The organism is Streptomyces sp. NBC_00620 (assembly GCF_026341825.1).
Lineage (GTDB): Bacteria > Actinomycetota > Actinomycetes > Streptomycetales > Streptomycetaceae > Streptomyces.
Genome location: NZ_JAPENY010000001.1, coordinates 2,934,446 through 2,954,866, shown reverse-complemented (window position 1 = coordinate 2,954,866; position 20,421 = coordinate 2,934,446). Strand labels below are relative to the sequence as shown.

Here is a 20,421-nt window from a genome sequence, read left to right as displayed (position 1 = left end):
CCGTGTGCGTCCAGATCAGGCCCCTGAAGCGAGCGCCAGGTAAACGGCGGCGAAATCCGTGATGGCGATCAGTTCCGCGAGGGTCTCCAGCTCGCCGCCCTCCTCGGGTTCGAGCTCGCTGATCGCGGTGTCGTGGCTGAGGGCGAGTTCGCGGGCGGCCGGGGCGGCGGTGAGGCCGCCTGTCGGGCGGTCGCGGAGGAGCACCACGCGCGCGTGGATGGCCTGTTGCTCCTCGACGCGGTCGCGGAAGAAGTCGTCGGGGTCGGCGCCGGCGGCCAGCGCGCCGGCCAGCAGCGCGGTGTGCGCGGCGAGCGCCTCGGGCAACTCGCCGGTGAGCGCGGGGCGTCCGGCCAGTTCGGCGAGTGTGGCGGCGAAGCGGCGGCCCGCCGGGCCCGCGGACGAGCCCTCGGTCCAGATCACCGGGAGCGCCTCGGCGAGTTCGGCGGCCAGGGTCTTGGCGGGGTTGCTGTACGTCGCGATCGCCGGGCCACAGCGCTCGGCGACGGCGTCGAGGCGGTCGGCGACCTTCTGGATGGCCTCCGGGGGCGCCGTGAGCAGGCCGGTGCGGTCGAGGAGCGCGAGCAGCGGGGTGAGCAGCGCCCACAGGACGCCGGGGGCGGACGCGGCCGCGGGCTCGTCCTGCTCGTACGGGGTGGTCGCCAGGGCTACGAACAGGCCGTGCGCGCCTTCCACCGCCTCGGACAGCGGGGACTGGGGCGGGGCCACGGCGGCTACGGCGCAGCCGCGGCGGTAGGCCTGCTCGATCAGGAGCGAGAGGCCCGGCTCGGAGCCGTCGGGGGTGGCGACCAGGAGCAGGTCCACGGGGCCCGCCCAGCCGGGGAGTTCCCAGCGCAGGGCGCCGGCGGCGGGGGCGACGCCGGTGGGGCTCAGCCGGGTGACCGGGCAGCCCGCGCCGGCCAGGGTGCCGAGCAGGTCGGCGACGCAGGTGGCCGCGGTGCCCGGGCCCGCGATCAGGACGCCGCGCGGGCGGCCGTCCGGCTTGAGCTCCGCGATGCCGGCCTCGGCGGCGTGCCGGGCGGCGGTGCGCACATGGGCGCCTGCTTCGGCAGCCCCCCTGAGGAGGCCCCGGCGGTCCGCCTGGGCCAGTGCCTCGGGGGTGTCGAGCAGCGATTCGTCGAGCATGGGCGGCAGCCTCCGATCGCCGGGTCGTTACGCGGGGCGGCGGGCCTCGTCGACGAGCAGTACGGGGATGCCGTCACGGACGGGGTACGCGAGGCCGCAGTCGTTGCCGGTGCAGATCAGCTCGCTCTCCTGCTCCTTGAGCGGGGCGTGGCAGGCCGGGCAGGCGAGGATCTCCAGGAGGCCGGCTTCGAGCGGCATGGTGTGTCCTTCCGAACAGGTGGATGCGGCCTGGTCAGGGTACCGCTGTGGGGGGCTGTGTGCGGGGGCGCGGCGCTGGCTTGGAGGGGGTGCGCTCAGGGGTGCTGACTGGGTGCGGGCTGGGGTGGGTGGGGTTTTCGCCCCCTCCGCCCCTACCCGTCCCGTACCTGGGGGCTGCGCCCCCAGACCCCCCTGTCGCGCTTGCGCGCTCGTCCTCAAACGCCGGACGGGCTAAAGACTTCTAGCGCCGGCCGAGGGAAGGCTCAGCCCCTGATGATGCCCAGGACCTCGTCCCGCATCTTCTCCATCGTCGCCTCGTCGCGCGCCTCCGCGTTCAGGCGGAGCAGCGGTTCGGTGTTGGAGGGGCGGACGTTGAACCACCAGTCCTCGGCGGTGACCGTGAGGCCGTCCAGTTCGTCGAGGGTGATGCCCTCGCGGCCCTCGTAGGTGGTCTTGATCGCGGCGAGGCGGGCCTTCTGGTCGTCGACCGTGGAGTTGATCTCGCCGGAGCCGGCGTAGCGGTCGTACTGGGCGACGAGGGCGGAGAGAGTGCCCTCCTGGCCGCCGAGGGCGGCGAGGACGTGGAGGGCTGCCAGCATGCCCGTGTCCGCGTTCCAGAAGTCCTTGAAGTAGTAGTGCGCGGAGTGCTCGCCGCCGAAGATCGCGCCGGACGTCGCCATCTCGGCCTTGATGAAGGAGTGGCCCACGCGCGTGCGTACCGGCGTGCCGCCGTTCTCCCGGACGACCTCCGGGACCGACCAGGACGTGATCAGGTTGTGGATGACCGTGCCCTTGCCGCCGTTCCTGGCCAGCTCGCGGGCGGCGACCAGGGCCGTGATCGCGGACGGGGAGACCGGCTCGCCGCGCTCGTCGACGACGAAGCAGCGGTCGGCGTCGCCGTCGAAGGCGATGCCGAGGTCGGCGCCCTCCTCGCGGACGCGCTTCTGGAGGTCGACGATGTTCGCCGGGTCGAGCGGGTTCGCCTCGTGGTTCGGGAACGTGCCGTCCAACTCGAAGTACATCGGGACCAGGTCGAGGGGCAGTCCGTCGAAGACCGTCGGGACCGTGTGCCCGCCCATGCCGTTGCCCGCGTCGACGACGACCTTCAGGGGGCGGATGGAGGTCAGGTCGACGAGGCCGCGGAGGTGCGCCGCGTAATCCTTCAACGTGTCACGCTGCGTGATCGTTCCCGGCGTCACGTCCGAGGGCGCCGGGGCACCCGAGTCGAGCCAGGACTCGACGAGGCCGCGGATCTCGGAGAGTCCGGTGTCCTGCCCGACCGGGGCCGCGCCCGCCCGGCACATCTTGATGCCGTTGTACTGGGCGGGGTTGTGCGAGGCCGTGAACATGGCGCCCGGCAGGTCGAAGGCGCCCGACGCGTAGTAGAGCTGGTCGGTCGAGCACAGCCCGATCTCGGTGACGTCGACACCGCGCGCCGCCGCACCGCGCGCGAAGGCGCGCGACAGGCCGGGCGACGAGGGCCGCATGTCGTACCCGATCACGATCGCGTCCGCATCTGTCACCTGGACGAAGGCCGCTCCGAACAGCTCGGCCAGTGCCTCGTCCCACTGGTCCGGGACCACACCGCGTACGTCGTACGCCTTCACGAGCTGCGACAGATCAGCAGTCACGACCAACCCTCCATAAATCCAATTCGGTCGGCTCAAACTACCTGGCCGGACCGACAGCCCTGCCTGCGGTGGCTGAGCGGATGCCCATCCGTCATCTGCGGGCTCGCATTGTCACCTGGGGGTAACACGCCGCGGCAAGCCGACCCCGCCCTGTCACGGCAGCATCCACCCCAGGACCGGCGTGCTCTGCCCCGCCACGATCAGGCACATGATCAACAGCAGCCCGATGCTCCACGGCAGCACCTTGCGCAGCACGTCGCCTTCGCGGCCCGCGAGTCCGACCGCCGCGCAAGCGATGGTCAGGTTCTGCGGCGAGATCATCTTGCCGAGGACGCCGCCCGAGCTGTTGCCGGCGGCGAGCAGTTCGGGGGACAGTCCCGACTCCCTTGCCGCGCTCACCTGGAGGGCACCGAAGAGGGCGTTCGCCGAGGTGTCGGAGCCGGAGACGGCGACGCCGAACCAGCCCAGAACCGGTGACAGGAAGGCGAGCCCCGCGCCGGCCGCCGCTACGAAGTGGCCGATCGTGGCGGCCTGTCCGGAGAGGTTCATGACGTAGGCGAGGGCCAGCACGGACGTCACGGTGAGGATCGCGAACCTCAACTCGTGCACCGTCGCGGCCCATTCCCTGACCGCCACGCGCGCGTGCACCCCGAGTACGACGGCCGTGCACAGCCCGGCGAGCAGCACGAGTGTGCCGCCGGTCGACACCAGCGGCAGCGTGAAGACATTGCCGCCTACCGGCTCGCCGTCCGGATTGACCACGTTCAGGAACGGCCAGTCGAAGACGCGTGTCGCCTGGGCCAGCCAGTCCTTCACCGCGGGGATCTGGGCGATGGAGAAGATGACGACGATCAGCGCGTACGGGGAGTAGGCGCGCACGACTTCGGGCCGCGGGTCCTCCTCGTCCAGGTCCTCGCTGCGTACGCCGGTCAGGACCGCCACGCGTACGGGCTCGGCGGCGGGCCTGCGCGCGTGCGGTACGGCGACCAGGGCGCCCGCTCCGGCCAAGGCGGCCCCGATGTCGGCGAGTTGCGGAGAGACATAGTTGGAGGCGGCGAACTGGGCGGCGGCGAAGGCGATCCCGCACACCAGGGCGGGCACCCAGGTCTCGCGCAGCCCGCGCCGCCCGTCGACCAGGAAGACGAGCACGAGCGGTACGACGAGGGCCAGCAGAGGCGTCTGACGGCCCACTACGGAGGCGACGGAGTCCAGTGGCAGACCGGTGACTTGGGCGAGTGTGACGACCGGCGTGCCCATCGCGCCGAAGGCGACCGGAGCGGTGTTGGCGACCAGCGCGACCACCGCGGCGCGCACCGGGTCGAAGCCGAGGGCGACCAGCATCACCGAGCAGATCGCGACGGGCGCGCCGAAGCCCGCGAGGGCTTCCAGGAGCGCACCGAAGCAGAACGCGACCACGAGGGCCTGGATGCGCGGATCGTCGGACAGCCGCCCGAAGGAGCGGCGCAGGATGTCGAAGTGCCGGGTGTGGACCGTCATCCGGTACACCCACAGGGCGTTGACGACGATCCACAGGATGGGGAAGAGGCCGAATACGGCCCCTTGGGCGGCGCTGGAGAGCGTCTGTCCGACCGGCATGCCGTACGCGAGCCACGCGACCAGTGCGGCGGCCAGGAGCCCGATCAGTCCTGCCAGGTGCGCCTTCATGCGGACGCCGCCGAGCAGGATCAGGACAATGACGAGGGGCAGGGTCGCGACGAGGGCGGACAGGCCGAGCGAGCCGGCCACGGGTTCCAGTTCCTGGACGTACACGGGCGCCTCCTCGGATTCCGCGATGCGGAAAGCGGTTTCTCGCTGGCGGAGGCATAGTCCGTCCATGACAGGTTCGCGTCAATACTTGTACGCCGCTGAGTGAAACGTGCACGGAACATGCACCGAGGTGAAGTTCCCGTCAGGGAGGGGGAGTTCAGCCAGGTCAGGCAGGGAAAGGGCGTGCGGCCGGGTAAGTGGAGCTCAGGAGTCCGGCGAGCGCAGCACCCGCAGATGGCCGCGGCGCGCGACCTCCATCGGGTCCGCCGTACGCGCGCTGCCACCGGCGCCCGCCGCGCGCTGCTGCGGACGGGCCGCCTCACGCACCGCGTTGGCGAGCGCTTCCAGATCGTCACCGGTGGGGCGGGAGGGAGCCGAGGAGTCGGCGAGCCGGACGACCTCCCAGCCGCGCGGCGCGGTGAGGCGCTCGGAGTGCTCGGCACACAGGTCGTAGCAGTGGGGTTCGGCGTAGGTGGCGAGCGGGCCGAGGACCGCGGTCGAGTCGGCGTAGACGTACGTCAGCGTCGCGACGGCGGGACGGCCGCAAGCGGTGCGCGAACAGCGACGTACAGGGCTCACGACGTTGGACGGTACCGCACTCTTGAGCGGGCCGCGACGACTCTCTCCCAGGTCACCCCACCGTGTCGTGCTGTGAGGCCGCCCACATCAACGTCCGTACACGCGGCCCTGACCTGGGGTGACATCACGTGTCACGGTGCCGAACAGACCTGAAACCGGTCACCACTTGGCGCAAATCATGTCAATTGCCATGTGAGTGACGGTCTTGAGGGATACGGAATCGAGCCCAAGCTTGGCTGGAATGGTCATCCAGCGACATCCGGAATGTCACGGAGCGAGATCCCCATCGATCACAGAGCAAGATCCCGCACCGCTTCCCGTCCACCGCGTGGGGGTCGGGCACACCACCCTGACGAGGACTACTCTTCGTCAGTGATGGACAACCCCGTACCTCCCCGTGCCGCCGCACCAGGGCCCCGCCGTCGTGACCGCCATGGCAGGGGCATGCGTGGCCCCGTCGCGCCACCCCAGGTGCCGCTGGCCGCGAGCCGTGCCGAGGTGTTCGCGGACCTGGTGCAGGACTCCGTGGAGCGGCTGGAGCGGCGCTGGCCGCAGCTCGCCGACATCGACTTCATCGTCCTGGAGGTGCCCCGCCTGGAGGGCTCCGGAGACGGCTGGAGCGACGAGGCGGTGCCCCTGGGCGGCACGATCCAGGCACGTGAGGGCCATCCCGCGCGCGTGGTCGTCTACCGCCGCCCCGTCGAGATCCGCACCAAGGGCCGCGACGAACGCGCCGCCCTGGTGCACGAGGTCGTCGTGGAGCAGGTCGCGGAGCTGCTGGGGCTCACTCCGGAGACGGTGGATCCGCGGTACGGCGAGGACTGAGGTCCACCGGGGCCGTGCGCACCCCGGCGGACCACCGCTGGATCACCACCTGCTGGATCACCACCTGCCGGAGCACTACTTCTGCAGCACCGAAAGATCCTGCTCGGCCTCCGGCACCGCCACCGTCCCGCGGTCGTCCGGAAGGGTCTGGATCGTGAAGCCCGGGACGCCGTTCTCGGTGGCGGTGAGCATCCGGGAGGCGTAGACGGAGCCGCCGGAGACCGGCTCCACGGTCAGCGCGTACGTCCCCTTGAGGCCGCTCGGGACCGGCGCCTCGATGTTCTCCGTCGTCCCGGCCTTGATGGTGAACGTCTTCGTCACCGCCGTACCGCCCTCGCTGCCCGCGGACGCGGTGACCTTGACCTCGGCGGCCTTGCCTGCGGCGGTCAGGGTGAGGGTGGAGGCCTTCGACGTGTTGTCGGCGACCGTCGCGCGGGCGGCCACCGGGCCGGTGGCGGGGATGAACGCCGTCTCCTGCTTGTCGCCCTTGCCGCGGACGACCCGCAGGGCGGCGACGACCGGCACCGACGTACTGGTGGGCGTGAGCACCAGGGAGCCCGCCTCACCGCGCGTCAGGTCACCGAGGTCCACGGCGGCCGTCATGCCGGACTTCACGTGCAGGGTCTCGTTGCCCGCGGGCGTGATCAGGCCCGAGGGCGCGGCGAGGCGCACCTTCAGATCCGCGTCGGTGTCGCCGGGCACGAAGGCGACCAGGCGCACGGACGTGGCGTCCTTCGGGATGCCGGGCAGGACGAGGCTGCCGGCCGGGTCGGTGGAGGCGGCCAGCCAGTCACCGCCGATCTTGTCGTCCAGTGCCTGCACGGCGGCTCCCACGCGGCCGCTGCGGACCGTCACGTGCACGGTGAGGTCGGTCTGCGGATCGCCCGTGAGCGTGTTCAGGAGGATCGCGTCGCTGGAGTGCGGCTGGACCGTGATGCCCTCGCCCAGCGGGGACTTGAGGGTGCCGTCCTTGTCGTACAGCTCGATGTCGACGACGGCGGCGGAGTCGTCGGGGTTGGTCAAGTGCACATAGTCGGTGCGGGCGTCGGCGGTGCTGGCGCCCGGGAACCAGAACTCGGTGTCCGGAGCGGTGCAGTTGGTGCCGAGCAGGCCACGGCCGGTGCCCGCGGCGACCTCCGTGGTCTCCTGGACGGTCCAGCCGGACGCGAACTTGCCCTCGGCGGTGCCGACCAAAGCCGGGGCCTCTGCGCCCGAGCTGTCGCCGGTGGCCGGCTTGCCGGGCTCCTTGACCTCCAGAACGGGCTTTTCGGCCTTGTCGTCGGCGCCGCCGTCCGCCGACTCCTCGGTCGCGACCTGGAGTTCGGCCTTGCCGCTGTCGCCGGTGCCCTCGGAGACGGGCGTGAAGGACGTGTACGCGGTCTCGGCGAGGTCGGAGGTGCTCGGCTGCGGGCAGAGCAGGCTGGTGCGCTCGACGGGCAGCCGGGCGGCCGTCTTCACGGTGCCGTCGCCCGACGCGTCCGGCGCGCTGAGCGCGGCGAAGCCGGTGACGGCGGCCAGCGCGGTGGTGCCGGCGATCAGGGACAGGGTGGTGCGGTTCACTGCTGGCTCCCGTCGGGGCGCTCACTGTCGGTGCCGTGCGGCGGCTGCGGGGGCATCGGGGGCTGCGCCGACGGGTCGTACGCGGGGTCGTAGCCCTGGCCGTTCGTGTCGTAGCCCTGGTTGTACGTCTGGTCGTACGGCGCCGTGCCCCCGTAGGCGTACGGGTCGTACTGGCCGCTCTGGTACGGATCCGCCTGGTAGGGCTGCTCGTACGTGCCTGCCTGGTACTGCTGCTGGCCCTGGTACTGCTCGCCGCTGTAGGTGCCGTACTCGGCGCTTGCGTAGCTCGGGGTGTCCCACTCGCCGTACGCCTGCTGCTGCGGGACGGCGGCCGAAGCGACCGGGACCTCCTCCTCCTGCTGCTGCTCCTGCGGAGGAAGGCCGTCGGCAGTACCGGTGTCCTGATCGGCCTGTTCGGCTTCCGCCTGGGCGCGCAGGCGGCGGGCGCGGCGGCCGTCGCCTGTTACCTCCTGGGCGGAGACGACCTCCTCCTCGGGGAGGTCGTCGTCGACGTCACGGCGGCGTCCGGGCAGAGCCATCACCACGAGGACGACGGCGAGGGCACCCTGCGCCCACAGCCATGCGGTGTGGCTCAGCGGTGCGTCGAAGGTGACGTCCAGCTTGCCGCCGCCGGTGGGCAGTTCGAAGCCCTGCGCCCAGCCGTCGACCGTGGTGCGGGTGAGCGGCTTGCCGTCCAGGGTCGCGGTCCAGCCCTCGTCGGCCGTGTCGGCCAGGCGCAGGACGCGGCCGTCGGCACCGGCGGGGATGGTGGTGTGCAGTTCGACGGGTCCGGCGGCGATGGACTGCGGGTCACCGGACTTGGGGACGATGGCGGCGCGCGAGACCTGCTGGTCCACACGCCACAGGGCGCTGCCGTCCTGCTGGCTGAGCCTGCTCAGGCCGGGCGTCGCGTCCAGGACACTGGTCATTTCAGTGGGCGCGCCCTTGTGGACCAGGACATAGCGCACGGCGAAGCCGCCGAGCTCGTCGGCCTGGTCGGCACCGGAGCCCGCCACCAGGTTGGCGACCACCTTGCCGAGCTTCTCGTTCTCACCGTCCGCCACCGCGAGTTCGGCGTCGCCGAGGCGGGCGCCGGAGCCGCGGACGAGGGTGTAGCCGACCTCGGCGGTCGACCGGCTGTCGAGGACGAGGGTGCGGGCCTGGTCGCGGGTGCCGCTCTCCTCGGCGACGAACGCGGGCACCTGCACCGGGTCGCGGCGCTCCAGGGGCCCGTCGGCGCCGCCGATCATCCAGCCGGCCGCGACGAGCAGGGGGCCCGCGGCGGCGGTGAACGCGATCAGCGCGGCCACCGGCTGACGCCAGCCGAAGCTCTGCTCGGCCACGCGCGAGCGTGCCCCGTCGGCGCCGAGCGCGGCGGCCGCGAGCAGTGCCAGGCCGTAGACGAGGGTCGCGGGGCCGGCCCAGGCGGAGCTGTTGGACAGCACGGCGAAGACGAGCGCCACCAGGGCGACGGCCCAGGCCGCCCAGATCCCCGCCTGGCGCTGGGTGCGCAGCAGGGCGGCCAGCGCGGCCAGGAGCACGCCGATCAGCATCAGTCCGCTGACGGTCCCGGGGCCGCCGGGGCTGGCGCCGAGCAGGTCGAGCGCGGAGGCCGAGCCGGTCCCGTACTCCAGACCGGCTTCCTTGAAGAAGCCGAACGGGAGCAGCGTCAGTGACCAGGGGGCGAGGACCAGCAGCGGAGTGCCGAGCTGGGCCAGAAAACGCAGTCCGTAGGCGGTGATCTCGTTTCGGCGCACTACGAGGAGTGCGATTCCGAGAACCAGCGCGATGGGCCACACGATCGGCGTGAAGGCCGTGGTGAACGTCAGCAGCAGGGCGTACGCCCAGGTGGCACGCCAGCTGCCGCGCGTGCCGGAGGAGTTCGTCAGCCCGCTCGCGGCGATGCCCGCGCGCGCGAGGAGCGGCAGCAGGATCGCGAGGACGGAGGTGCCGATGCGGCCGCCTGCGAGCGCGCCCGTGGCGGCGGGCAGGAAGGCGTACACGACGGACGCCCAGGCGCGCAGCAGGCGCGACTCGACGAGGGGCCGCGAGGCGAAGTAGGCGGTGAAGCCGGCCAGCGGTACGGAGGCCACCAGGAGCACGGTGACCGCGAGCCCGGTGGAGCCGAGGAGCAGGGAGGAAAGCATCGCGACGATCGCCAGATAGGGCGGCGCCGTCTGTGTCCCGCCCGTGCCCACCGCGTGCCAGCCGTCGAGATAGCGCGACCAGAGCTCGGAGGAGTCGCCGGGCGCGGGCAGCAGCGCGCCGCCCGCGAGCGCCCCGCTGTCGAACAGCGAGCGGCAGGCGATGAGCGAGACGAAGAGCAGCACGACGAAGAGCACGGGTCCGGGCTTGCGCGCGACGCGCTTGACCCGGCCGAACTGCTCGACCTCCAGGAAGTCGGCGTCGTCGCCGCCGGGCCCGGACTCGACCGCGCCGCCGTGCCGTCCGGCGCCGGCGGTGGCCTCGGCGTCGGAGCGGCTCACGAGACTGCCCGCGGCCTGCTCGATGGTGGCCCGCACGGTCGCGCCCGGTGGCGGGAACAGCGGGCGCAGCTCGTCCTTGTCGACCTGCGGGCGGCCGCGCCTGCGGCGGCCCGCGAGGATCCGCTCGGGGCGCAGCAGCGTCCCCAGGAGGCCGCGGATCTCGTCCACGGCCTGTCCGGGGACCTTGCCGACGAGATACGCGACCGTGCGCAGCAGAGTGCCGAGGACCAGCCGGAACAGGATCCAGGGCAGCTGTGCCGTACGGGCGTTGACGAGGAGGGTGTAGACGGCGCCCGCCTTGTCGACCTTGTGCGGGGAGGCGGCGGTGCGGCCCACGCAGTCGACGGTGCGGCGCTCGCGGGAGGAGGCCTCTGCGTGCCGGACGACCGCTTCGGGGGCGACGAGGACGTGGTGCCCGGCGGACTGGGCCCGCCAGCACAGGTCGACGTCGTCGCGCATCAGGGGCAGCCGGCGGTCGAAGCCGCCGAGTTCCTCGAAGACATCGCGCCGGATCAGCATTCCGGCGGTGGAGACGGACAGCACCGGGTGTACGTGGTCGTGCTGTCCCTGGTCCTGCTCGCGGCGGTCCAGGCCGGTCCAGCGGCGGCCGGAGTTGGCGATGGTGACGCCGACTTCGAGGAGCGCCCGGCGGTCGTACCAGCCGCGGAGCTTGGGCCCGATGACGGCGACTTCCTTGCCGAGCTCCGCCTCGTTCTCCACGACCCGCAGCAGCTGTGCCAGGGCGTCCGGCTCGGGCGCGCAGTCGTCGTGCAGCAGCCACAGCCACTGCTCGGGCTCGCCGTGCGGGAGGTCCGGCATGTCGTACGCGTCGTCGCGCCAGGTGCGGGTGACGGGGTCCCAGCCGCTGGGGCGCTTCAGGTAGGGCAGGTCGTCCGGGGTGAGGACACCGGCGGTGCGGGTGGCCTCCTCGACGGCCTGGCCGAAGCCGGTGCGCCGGGCGAGGTGCACCACGCGGTCGGCGCCGAGCGCTTCGGTGAGCAGCTGGGCGGAGTCGTCCGCGCTGCCGGTGTCGGCCGCCACCGCGTTCTGCACGGGGCGCTCCTGGCCGAGCAGCCCGGCGAGCGCCTCGGGCAGCCAGCGGGCGCCGTCGTGGGAGACGAGCACCGCGGTCACCACGTGGCGCGGGAACTCAGGAGTGGCAGCGTCGTGTTGGCCTGCCGTATGGCTCTGCACGGACATCGAGGTACGGGCCCCGGTTCGGTGGACTGCGGTGGACGTCTGTGTCCGGCGGGGACAGCGTGACGTCTCGGACGAGGGCCCACACTAACGGCTGGGCAACACAGCGGCCCGCCGCCTGTGGATAACCCACCTGCGACGGGCCGTTCGTTACGTATCGGTACGTAGGGGTGTGCGCCGTTCGGTCGGACGGCGGTCCTCTTCGGTCAGCGTTCGGTCAACATGCGGCCGGCGTCGGTCACTCTCAGACGGCGGCTTTCTTCAGACGACGTCGTTCGCGCTCGGAGAGACCGCCCCAGATGCCGAATCGTTCGTCGTTGGCGAGCGCGTATTCGAGGCACTCGGAACGGACCTCACAGGCGAGGCAGACCTTCTTGGCCTCGCGGGTGGAGCCGCCCTTCTCGGGGAAGAAGGACTCGGGGTCGGTCTGGGCGCACAGCGCGCGCTCCTGCCAGCCGAGTTCCTCGTCCGCGTCGTCGACCAGCAGTTGCTGCACCAGCTCGGTCATGTGCGCCCCTCGTCTGTCTTTCGCGTCCCCGTGATGCTGCCGTAACCGATTTCGGCTGAACGACACGAGTGAAATTACAAGTGTGCCGATCCGGGCCAGTCAAGCCGAGATCTGCTATTGGGCCCCTTATTCACTCTGCGGAACCAAGGCTATGCGGAAAGTGTTCAAATCGGCATAAACCCTGACAGCCGAAGGTGCCCAGGCCAGACCCCCGCCCCCTTCACAGGGAAGGACGCGCATAAGTTCGATCTCGTTCCGACGCGAACAACGAAGCGAACCGGATCACATTCGGATCACGGGCTCGCGGCGAGGTTTGTGCGCCCGGTTGTGCGCCATGTGTCCGGGGCGGCTACTGAACAAACCTTTCGCCTCACAGATGAACCGGATGAGGTGAAACATCTCCCACATGGCGGGCATGAAGTTGACAGTCGAGGTGTGACCCGATGTCCTTGTGGGCATGCTCGCGAACTTGGCGCTCACCTCGACCCGCACCGCCGGGTCCCACGGTGCTGTCCGCGCTCGCTGTAGCTGTTGTTGCTGTCCCAGCTGTTGAGCCACACCGCGCTCCGGCTGACGTCCGCTCCGTAGATCCGTACGGCGCGACTCCCCGCCCGTAACCGGGCGACACCCCCGCTCGTAACCCGGGCGGTAATGGTCCGCGACACCCCAGCACTCTCCCGCCGAGGAACCACCGCACCCCATGAACAGCGACAACGACCTCCAGATCGCCGGCGACATCCTCGAAGTACCGCACCTGCTCCAGCCGCCGCGCGAGCACCCCGCCACCGTGGCCGAGTTCGTCGGCCTGGCCCGCTCCATCGCCGCCGACCGCTCCCAGTGGGAGCACCTCGTCCAGTACGACGCCACCTCCCGCTGGTACCACCGGCTTCGCACCGGCCCCGGCTACGAGGTGTGGCTGCTCTCCTGGGTGCCCGGGCAGGGCAGCGGGCTGCACGACCACGGGGGCTCCTCCGGCGTACTGACCGTCCTGGACGGCGCGCTGACCGAGCGCACGGAGCGGGGCACGCGCGCGTTGGGCACGGGTGCACAGCGAGTGTTCGCGCCCGGTTACGTCCACGAGGTCGTCAACGACTCCCTCGAACCGGCGGTGAGCCTGCACGTGTACTACCCGGGTCTGACCGAGATGCCGATGCACGCCGCGCGCTGCGCCGTCGCCGAGGTCTCGTAGTCGTCCAGGTCCCGTACAGCTGAGGTCTCGCACAGCTAGAGGTCCCGTAACCGCCTGACGCGTTGTCGTACCCGCCTGCAAGACTGATTCCCATGCGCATTGTGGTTCTGGCAGGCGGCATCGGTGGTGCCCGGTTCCTGCGTGGTCTTCAGCGGGCCGCGCCGGACGCGGACATCACGGTCATCGGCAACACCGGGGACGACATCCACCTCTTCGGGCTGAAGGTCTGCCCGGACCTCGACACGGTGATGTACACGCTCGGCGGCGGCATCAACGAGGAGCAGGGCTGGGGTCGGGCGGAGGAGACCTTCCACCTCAAGGAGGAACTCGCGGAGTACGGGGTCGGGCCCGAGTGGTTCGGACTCGGCGACCGCGACTTCGCGACGCACATCGTGCGGACGCAGATGCTGGGGGCGGGTTTTCCGCTCAGCGCGGTCACCGAGGCGCTGTGCGACCGGTGGAAGCCGGGCGTCCGCCTCATCCCCATGTCCGACGACCGCGTCGAGACGCATGTGGCCGTCGAGGTCGGCGGCGAGCGCAAGGCGGTCCACTTCCAGGAGTACTGGGTGCGGCTGCGGGCCTCCGTGCCGGCCGAGGCCATCGTGCCGGTCGGCGCCGAGCAGGCGAAGCCCGCGCCCGGGGTGCTCGAAGCCATCGCCGAGGCGGACGTCATCCTCTTCCCGCCGTCCAACCCCGTCGTCTCCATCGGCACGATCCTCGCCGTGCCCGGCATCCGGGAGGCGATCGCCGACGCGGGCGTTCCCGTGGTCGGCCTCTCCCCCATCGTCGGGGACGCTCCCGTACGCGGCATGGCCGACAAGGTGCTGGCAGCGGTGGGCGTGGAGTCCACGGCCGCCGCGGTCGCCGAGCACTATGGCTCGGGGCTCCTCGACGGCTGGCTCGTCGACACGGTGGACGCGTCCGTCGTGGAGCGCGTGGAGAGTGCCGGGATCCGCTGCCGGGCCGTGCCGCTGATGATGTCCGACCTCGACGCGACGGCGCAGATGGCGCGTGAGGCGCTGACGCTGGCGGAGGAGGTGCGGGCGCCTTGAGCGGTCTGGTGCCTCCGGAGGAGGGGTTTGCGGAGGGCGAGGGTTCGGAGGGGGTCGCCGCCGGTGACAGCCTCGCGGCTCACGCCGTGTCCGGGCGTCCCGACACGGACGTCTCCGCCGCGCCTCCCGGCTATCGGGTCTGGGCGCTGACCGGCTTTCCCGAGGTGCGCGAGGGCGATGACCTCGCCAAATTCGTCGCCGCTGCCGAGCCCGGGCTCATCGACGGTGACGTGCTCCTCGTCACCTCCAAGATCGTGTCCAAGGCGGAGGGGCGGATCGTCGAGGCCGTCGACCGTGAGGCCGCCATCGACGCCGAGACCGTACGGGTCGTGGCGCGCCGCGGGACCCTGCGGATCGTCGAGAACCGGCAGGGTCTCGTGATGGCCGCCGCCGGAGTCGACGCCTCCAACACCCCCGCCGGGACCGTGCTGTTGCTCCCCGAGGACCCCGACGCGTCCGCGCGGACGATTCGGGACGGGGTGCGGGACGCCCTCGGCGTGGACGTCGGTGTCGTGATCACCGACACCTTCGGACGGCCCTGGCGCACCGGGCTCACCGATGTCGCCATCGGCGCCGCGGGCGTACACGTGCTCGACGATCTGCGCGGCGGCACGGACGCCCACGGCAATCCGCTGAGCGCGACCGTCGTCGCCACCGCCGACGAACTGGCCGCCGCCGGTGACCTGATCAAGGGCAAGTCCGCCGGGCTGCCGGTCGCCGTCGTGCGCGGGCTGCCGCACGTGGTGGCCGAGGACGACGGTGAGGGAGCGCGGGCGATGGTGCGAGGCGGGCGCGACGACATGTTCCGGCTCGGCACGTCGGAGGCCGTACGGGAGGCCGTGACCCAGCGGCGCACCGTTCGGGCCTTCACCGACGAGCCCGTCGACCCCGGTGCCGTACGACGGGCAGTGGCGGCGGCCGTCACGGCGCCCGCGCCGCATCACACCACTCCCTGGCGGTTCGTCCTCCTGGAGTCCGAGGAGTCCAGGACGCGGCTCCTCGACGCCATGCGGGACGCCTGGATCGCGGATCTGCGCGGGGATCAGAAGGCCGAGGAGTCCATCACCAAGCGGGTCCGGCGGGGGGATGTGCTGCGCAAGGCCCCGTACCTCGTCGTGCCGTGTCTGGTGATGGACGGGGCTCATACGTACGGCGACGTACGGCGGGACGGGGCCGAGCGCGAGATGTTCGTGGTCGCGGCCGGGGCGGGCGTACAGAACTTCCTGGTCGCGCTCGCCGGGGAGCGGCTCGGCTCCGCGTGGGTGTCGTCGACGATGTTCTGCCGGGATGTCGTACGAGAGGTGCTGGGGCTGCCGGAGGGGTGGGATCCGATGGGGGCCGTGGCCGTGGGGCACGCGGCGGAGGAGCCCAGGGCTCGGCCCGAGCGGGACGCGGGGGCGTTCATCGAGGTGCGGTGAGTCAGGCCTTCCGGGGAGTCGGACCGCCTACCCTCGTAGGGCACCCCAAGCGCTAGGACCTCATTCGTGGCTGGACGCTTCGCACCTCGGCCGACGCGTACGACAGTGCGCGGCGGGCATGTCGTGGTGCCCGGCGGGGTGCCCCTGCCCGCGCCGGCGCCCGGCCGCAGTCGTACGTGGACGCCGTCCTGGCCTCTCGATCTCGGGCTCGTGCTCGGGCCGCTGCGGCGTGGGCCGGGCGATCCGACGTTCCGTACGACGCCGGACGGGTCCGTCTGGCGGGCCTGCCGGACTCCTGCCGGGCCGGGGACCCTACGGGTCGCGCTGCGGGGCGGGGCGGTCCACGGCGAGGCGTGGGGGGCGGGGGCCGAGTGGCTGCTCGATCAGCTTCCGGAGCTGCTCGGGGCCCTGGACGACCCGGATGCCTTCGAACCGCGGCACCGGCTGGTCGCGGTCACCCGGCATCGGCGGCCGGGGTTGCGGCTGACGCGTACCGGGCTCGTGCTGGAGTCGCTGATCCCGTCCGTGCTCGAGCAGAAGGTCACCACCGATGAGGCGTACCGGGCCTGGCGGTTGCTCGTACGGAAGTACGGGGAGCCTGCGCCGGGGCCCGCGCCGGAGCGGATGTGTGTCATGCCGGCGGCGCGGACCTGGGCGTTGATTCCCTCCTGGGAGTGGCATCGGGCCGGGGTGGACAACAAGCGGGCCTCGACGATTCTGCGGGCCGTGCGGGTCGCTGCGCGGCTCGAGGAGGCGGTGTCGTTCGAGCCCGTGCGGGCTCAGGCTCGGCTGGAGCTGGTGTCCGGGGTGGGGCCCTGGACCTCTGCGGAGGTTGTGCAGCGCAGTCATGGGGCGGCGGATTCCGTGACCGTGGGGGATCTTCATCTGCCCGGGATCGTGGGGTACGCGCTGGCGGGTGACCGGGACGCGGACGACTCCGTGATGCTGTCGTTGCTCGCGCCCTATGCGGGGCAGCGGCATCGGGCGGCTCGGTTGATCCTGTTGTCCGGGCGGACGCCGGCTCGGCGGGTGCCGAAGATGCCTCGGGGGGATATCGGGCGGCTTTGACCGGCGCCCGGCGCCGGTGCCGGGGCCGAGGGGTTTTCGCCCCCTCCGCCCCTGCCCGTCCCGTACCTGGGGGCTGCGCCCCCAGACCCCCCTTCGGCCTGAACGGCCTCGTCCTCAAACGCCGGACAGGCTGAGAGCTACTGGTCCGAGGAGAAGCGCACCGCGCCTGCTGGGATTCTGGCGTCGCACCAGACCCGTACGCCGTCGCGGAGTTCGTTGTCCGGGCCGATGTGTGCGCCGTCGCCGATTACCGCGCCTTCCAGGATGGAGCGTTCGCCGATGCGGGCTCGGGCGCCGATCAGGGAGTCGGTGATGACGGCGCCGGGTTCGATGACTGCGCCGGGGAGGATGGCGCTGCCTGTGATGCGGGCGCCTTCGCCGATGTGTGCGCCCTCGCCGACCACCGTGCCGCCGGTCAGCTTGGCGTCGGGGGCGACGGTGGCGGTGGGTAGGACCAGGCGGTCGCCGCAGCGGCCGGGGACGGCCGGGGAGGGGGCTCGGCCGAGGACGAGGTCCGCTGAGCCGCGTACGAAGGCCTGGGGGGTGCCGAGGTCGAGCCAGTAGGTGGAGTCGACCATGCCCTGGAGGTGGGCTCCGTTGGCGAGGAGGTCCGGGAAGGTCTCGCGTTCCACCGAGACCGGGCGGCCCGTGGGGATCGTGTCGATGACCGAGCGGCGGAAGACGTATGCGCCCGCGTTGATCTGGTCGGTGACGATCTCCTCGGGGGTCTGGGGCTTCTCCAGGAAGGCCGTTACGCGGCCGGTGGCGTCCGTGGGGACCAGGCCGAACGCGCGCGGGTCCTCGACACGGGTGAGGTGGAGGGAGACGTCCGCGCCCGTCGTCTGGTGGGTGCGGACCAGGGCCGGGATGTCGAGACCGGTCAGGATGTCGCCGTTGAAGACCAGGACCGGGGCGTCGGGGCCCGAGTGCAGGCGGGAGGCCACGTTGCGGATGGCGCCGCCGGTGCCGAGGGGCTCCTCCTCGGTGACGTACTCGAGGTGGAGGCCGAGCGAGGAGCCGTCGCCGAAGTACGGCTCGAAGACCTCGGCCAGGTAGGAGGTCGCCAGGACGATGCGCTCTACGCCCGCTGCCTTCGCCCGGGCCAGCTGGTGGGTGAGGAACGGGACCCCGGCCGCCGGAACCATCGGCTTGGGAGTGTGCACCGTGAGCGGGCGCAGTCTGGTGCCTCTGCCGCCGACCAGGAGGATCGCTTCTGTCACCTGTCGTCTCTGCTTCCTGCCGGGACCGGCCGAACTGTGTTTCGGCCGGCCAGTGTATGCAGACCGTTCGATGGCGCTTTCGACGGCCGACGGTGCGGGTCCTCCCGTGCTGCCCGGCCGTGCTACCTGCCCTGGTACTTGGCCGCCGTCTTCCGGGCGGAGCCGAGCTTGCTGTACAGCTGCCAGCCCGGGCACTCCGTGCTGAACCCGTCCCGGTGGCCGGAGATCACGTTCAGTCGCACGTTCTTTCCCTTTTTGTAGAGATTGCCACCGCCGGACTTCAGATATGTCTTTCCGTTCGGATTGGCTCCGAAGAGGCCAAGCTTCCATGCCGTGAGCTTCGCGATGGCTGTTACGGCGGATCCGGACGGCTTCGTCTTGCCGAAGCTGCCGAGGACGGCGATCCCCATGCTGTCGGTGTTGAAACCGAGGGTGTGGGCGCCCATGACGGCCTTCGCCACGCCCCCGGCCCGGCCTTCGTAGATGTTTCCGCACTTGTCGACGAGGAAGTTGTAGCCGATGTCCCGCCAGCCACTGCTCACCACGTGGTAGCGGTAGATACTGCGGATGACCGAAGGGGCTTGGGCGCAGGTGTAGTTGTTGCCCGAGGCGGTGTGGTGCACGAAGGCCACCTTGACCTTCTTCGTGTAGACGAAACCGCGCTCGCGCAGGTCCTCGTTCGCGCCCCAGCCCTTGCGCGTGATGATGCGCGGGCGTGGGCCGATGTACGGCTTCACGCGCTGCTCATCGGGGCGCTCGGCAAAGAATTCGCGCTCCGTCTCCTGCTGGGAGAGCTCGGGGATCTCGTCCGGGGAGAGCTCGGGGATGTCGGCGGCGCTCGTGGGCTCCAGACCGGTGTTGTCGGCGTTTACGGCGGCGTACACGGCGGACAGTGCGCCGGCGCGCGGGGCGCGTACCTGCGCGTCGGCTCGCGGCAGGCTCTGTTGTGCACCGGCGCGCGGAACGTCCGGCTGCGCGCCTGCGGAGCGGGCGTCCGCGCCGGGCGCGACGAGTTCGAGACGCAAGCCCCTGGGGAGCGGCGAGTCGCTCACCACCGGTGCGCGCTCGTCCATCTCCGCCTGGACGCGTACCTCGACGCCGTCGGAGTCCCCCACCCACAGCGGTGCGGTGGATCCACGCAGCCGGCCCGACCCGCCTTCGGCGCTGTCCGGGTCGGCGCCGTGCTCGTGGTTGTGCGTCTCGACGTCCTGCCAGCCGGACCACTGGCCGGTGGCGGCGCCGCGGGTACGGACCTGGACGCGGCCGTGCAGTTCGCTGTCCGGGTTGTCCCAGACGACGCCGACGAGCGAGAAGGGCCGTACGTCGCGTCTGACGAGCCCCTGTTCGGGAGCGGCGGAGCCGAGGGAGCGGTCGCCCCCGAGCGGGACGAGCGGCAGGGACTGGGTGCTGCCGGGGGCGGCGGGCTCGGACGTCACCGCCGGCAGGCCGGCCTGCGCCGGAGCGGACAGGGCCAGCGGAAGGGCGAGAGCGGCCGCGCAAGTGACGCCGACCGAGGAAGCAAGGAATCCACGCATGCCCCTGATCCTGGACATAGTCATACATATCTGTCTATCGGGGAATTGACGGACCGTCGGGTTCCACTCGGCCGAACCGGTGGCCCGGCGGGTCCGCCGGGCGCTCCGCCCCGCGTACGCTTGCCCGCGTGAACGCCACCGACCGCACCCCCGCCGACCTGCTGCGATCCGCGCTCGCCGCGGACCCCGCGCGCCCCCTGGTGACCTTCTACGACGACGCCACGGGCGAACGGATCGAATTGTCCGTGGCCACCTTCGCCAATTGGGTGGCCAAGACCGCCAACCTGCTCCAGAACGAACTGTCGGCCGAACCCGGCGAACGGGTCGCGCTGCGGCTGCCCGCGCACTGGCAGACGGCCGTCTGGCTGCTCGCGTGTTCGTCGGTGGGTGTCGTCGCGGATGTCGGGGGCGATCCCGGCGCGGCGGATCACGTCGTCGCGGGGCCCGGCGAGTTCGAGGCCGGGCTCGCGTGCTCCGGCGAACGTGTCGCGCTGTCGCTGGCTCCGCTGGGGCGGCGCTTTCCGACGCCGCCCGCCGGGTACGCCGACTACGCCGTCGAGGTCCCGACGCAGGGGGACCGGTTCCAGGCGTACGCGCCTGTGGACCCGGAGGTGGCGGCGCTGATCGTCGCCGGGGCGGAGTACACGAGCGCGGAGGTTGTCGAGCGGGCGCGGGTGGATGCGGGTGCGCTCGGGCTCACGGGGCCCGGGTCCCGGATTCTGTCGGCGCTGCCGTACGACACCTGGGAGGGGCTCAGCGCGGGGTTGTACTCGGCGCTCGCCACCGGGGGGTCCGTGGTGTTGTGCCGCCATCTTGAGGAGCTTGGCGAGGACGCGTTGGCCAAGCGGATCGAGAGTGAGCGGGTGACGGCTACGGCTCGGTGAGCCTTCGCCAGGAGGCCGCCGGTTGTCTGCGGGCCGTCTGTGGCTGGTCGCGCAGTTCCTCGCGCCCCTGAAGGGGCGCTGCGGTCGCCCCCCGTGTCATCCGTTCGGCCCATCAGCGTCCCGCCCCCACCCCCGCCCCGCGCCATGGTCGTAGGAGCACG

The 20,421-nt window shown here is 71.7% G+C and carries 16 protein-coding genes; 6 read left to right on the top strand and 10 right to left on the bottom strand.

Annotated features, from left to right (window positions below):
* Positions 1 to 15 precede the first annotated feature (15 nt).
* The 5 genes from OG246_RS13640 to OG246_RS13620 form a co-directional block, all read right to left on the bottom strand.
* Positions 16 to 1,143, bottom strand: a complete 1,128-nt coding sequence (locus OG246_RS13640) for an SIS domain-containing protein (protein ID WP_266460677.1) — start codon at positions 1,141 to 1,143, stop codon at positions 16 to 18.
* Between the two features lie 27 nt (positions 1,144 to 1,170).
* Positions 1,171 to 1,341, bottom strand: coding sequence for a Trm112 family protein (locus tag OG246_RS13635; protein WP_266460674.1), 171 nt, complete (start codon positions 1,339 to 1,341; stop codon positions 1,171 to 1,173).
* Between the two features lie 263 nt (positions 1,342 to 1,604).
* Positions 1,605 to 2,972, bottom strand: coding sequence for a phosphomannomutase/phosphoglucomutase (locus OG246_RS13630; RefSeq protein WP_266460672.1), 1,368 nt, complete (start codon positions 2,970 to 2,972; stop codon positions 1,605 to 1,607).
* Between the two features lie 153 nt (positions 2,973 to 3,125).
* The gene (locus OG246_RS13625) at positions 3,126 to 4,742 is read right to left on the bottom strand and encodes an L-lactate permease (RefSeq protein WP_266460669.1); all 1,617 of its coding nucleotides are present in this window, start codon (positions 4,740 to 4,742) and stop codon (positions 3,126 to 3,128) included.
* Between the two features lie 201 nt (positions 4,743 to 4,943).
* On the bottom strand, positions 4,944 to 5,369 hold the full coding sequence (locus OG246_RS13620) for a DUF3499 domain-containing protein (RefSeq protein WP_266464191.1): 426 nt from the start codon (positions 5,367 to 5,369) through the stop codon (positions 4,944 to 4,946).
* A gap of 324 nt (positions 5,370 to 5,693) precedes the next feature.
* Between OG246_RS13620 and OG246_RS13615 the strand changes: the two genes are divergently transcribed.
* Positions 5,694 to 6,143 (top strand): metallopeptidase family protein, encoded by a 450-nt coding sequence (locus OG246_RS13615; RefSeq protein ID WP_266464189.1) that lies wholly within the window; start codon positions 5,694 to 5,696, stop codon positions 6,141 to 6,143.
* 75 nt (positions 6,144 to 6,218) lie between these two features.
* Here OG246_RS13615 and OG246_RS13610 read toward each other — a convergent pair whose 3' ends face one another.
* From OG246_RS13610 to OG246_RS13600, 3 genes are all read right to left on the bottom strand, one after another.
* Entirely contained in the window at positions 6,219 to 7,703 is a 1,485-nt protein-coding gene (locus OG246_RS13610; protein ID WP_266460666.1) for a DUF5719 family protein, read from the bottom strand.
* Positions 7,700 to 11,389: a glycosyltransferase gene (locus tag OG246_RS13605; RefSeq protein ID WP_266460663.1), complete on the bottom strand. Its 3,690-nt coding sequence runs from the start codon at positions 11,387 to 11,389 to the stop codon at positions 7,700 to 7,702. The genes OG246_RS13610 and OG246_RS13605 overlap by 4 nt, the downstream gene beginning before the upstream one ends.
* A 241-nt stretch (positions 11,390 to 11,630) precedes the next feature.
* Positions 11,631 to 11,894: a WhiB family transcriptional regulator gene (locus tag OG246_RS13600; protein ID WP_003975777.1), complete on the bottom strand. Its 264-nt coding sequence runs from the start codon at positions 11,892 to 11,894 to the stop codon at positions 11,631 to 11,633.
* Positions 11,895 to 12,594: 700 nt separating this feature from the next.
* On the opposite strand from OG246_RS13600, the gene OG246_RS13595 reads away from it, so the two are divergent.
* The 4 genes from OG246_RS13595 to OG246_RS13580 all read left to right on the top strand — a co-directional run bounded on the left by OG246_RS13595 (position 12,595) and on the right by OG246_RS13580 (position 16,621).
* The gene (locus OG246_RS13595; protein ID WP_266460661.1) at positions 12,595 to 13,083 is read left to right on the top strand and encodes a cysteine dioxygenase family protein; all 489 of its coding nucleotides are present in this window, start codon (positions 12,595 to 12,597) and stop codon (positions 13,081 to 13,083) included.
* A gap of 92 nt (positions 13,084 to 13,175) precedes the next feature.
* The gene (gene cofD / locus OG246_RS13590; protein ID WP_266460658.1) at positions 13,176 to 14,135 is read left to right on the top strand and encodes a 2-phospho-L-lactate transferase; all 960 of its coding nucleotides are present in this window, start codon (positions 13,176 to 13,178) and stop codon (positions 14,133 to 14,135) included.
* A gap of 86 nt (positions 14,136 to 14,221) precedes the next feature.
* Complete coding sequence (locus tag OG246_RS13585; RefSeq protein WP_266464187.1) at positions 14,222 to 15,553, top strand: coenzyme F420-0:L-glutamate ligase; 1,332 nt, start codon at positions 14,222 to 14,224, stop codon at positions 15,551 to 15,553.
* A gap of 66 nt (positions 15,554 to 15,619) precedes the next feature.
* The gene (locus OG246_RS13580; protein WP_266460656.1) at positions 15,620 to 16,621 is read left to right on the top strand and encodes a DNA-3-methyladenine glycosylase; all 1,002 of its coding nucleotides are present in this window, start codon (positions 15,620 to 15,622) and stop codon (positions 16,619 to 16,621) included.
* A gap of 137 nt (positions 16,622 to 16,758) precedes the next feature.
* Here the strand turns inward: OG246_RS13580 and OG246_RS13575 are convergent, their stop codons facing one another.
* On the bottom strand, positions 16,759 to 17,841 hold the full coding sequence (locus tag OG246_RS13575) for an NDP-sugar synthase (protein WP_266460653.1): 1,083 nt from the start codon (positions 17,839 to 17,841) through the stop codon (positions 16,759 to 16,761).
* Positions 17,842 to 17,963: 122 nt separating this feature from the next.
* Positions 17,964 to 19,376: an N-acetylmuramoyl-L-alanine amidase gene (locus OG246_RS13570; protein ID WP_266460650.1), complete on the bottom strand. Its 1,413-nt coding sequence runs from the start codon at positions 19,374 to 19,376 to the stop codon at positions 17,964 to 17,966.
* 128 nt (positions 19,377 to 19,504) lie between these two features.
* Between OG246_RS13570 and OG246_RS13565 the strand changes: the two genes are divergently transcribed.
* Positions 19,505 to 20,260, top strand: coding sequence for a TIGR03089 family protein (locus tag OG246_RS13565; protein WP_266460647.1), 756 nt, complete (start codon positions 19,505 to 19,507; stop codon positions 20,258 to 20,260).
* The last annotated feature ends 161 nt before the right edge of the window (positions 20,261 to 20,421 follow it).

Excerpts from the sequence above, each read along its gene's own strand:
- OG246_RS13640 (WP_266460677.1), bottom strand. The coding sequence starts at position 1,143 with ATGCTCGACGAATCGCTGCTCGACACCCCCGAGGCACTGGCCCAGGCG.
- OG246_RS13605 (WP_266460663.1), bottom strand. The coding sequence starts at position 11,389 with ATGTCCGTGCAGAGCCATACGGCAGGCCAACACGACGCTGCCACTCCT.
- OG246_RS13615 (WP_266464189.1), top strand. The coding sequence starts at position 5,694 with ATGGACAACCCCGTACCTCCCCGTGCCGCCGCACCAGGGCCCCGCCGT.
- OG246_RS13635 (WP_266460674.1), bottom strand. The coding sequence starts at position 1,341 with ATGCCGCTCGAAGCCGGCCTCCTGGAGATCCTCGCCTGCCCGGCCTGC.
- cofD (WP_266460658.1), top strand. The coding sequence starts at position 13,176 with ATGCGCATTGTGGTTCTGGCAGGCGGCATCGGTGGTGCCCGGTTCCTG.
- OG246_RS13570 (WP_266460650.1), bottom strand. The coding sequence starts at position 19,376 with ATGCGTGGATTCCTTGCTTCCTCGGTCGGCGTCACTTGCGCGGCCGCT.
- OG246_RS13595 (WP_266460661.1), top strand. The coding sequence starts at position 12,595 with ATGAACAGCGACAACGACCTCCAGATCGCCGGCGACATCCTCGAAGTA.
- OG246_RS13600 (WP_003975777.1), bottom strand. The coding sequence starts at position 11,894 with ATGACCGAGCTGGTGCAGCAACTGCTGGTCGACGACGCGGACGAGGAA.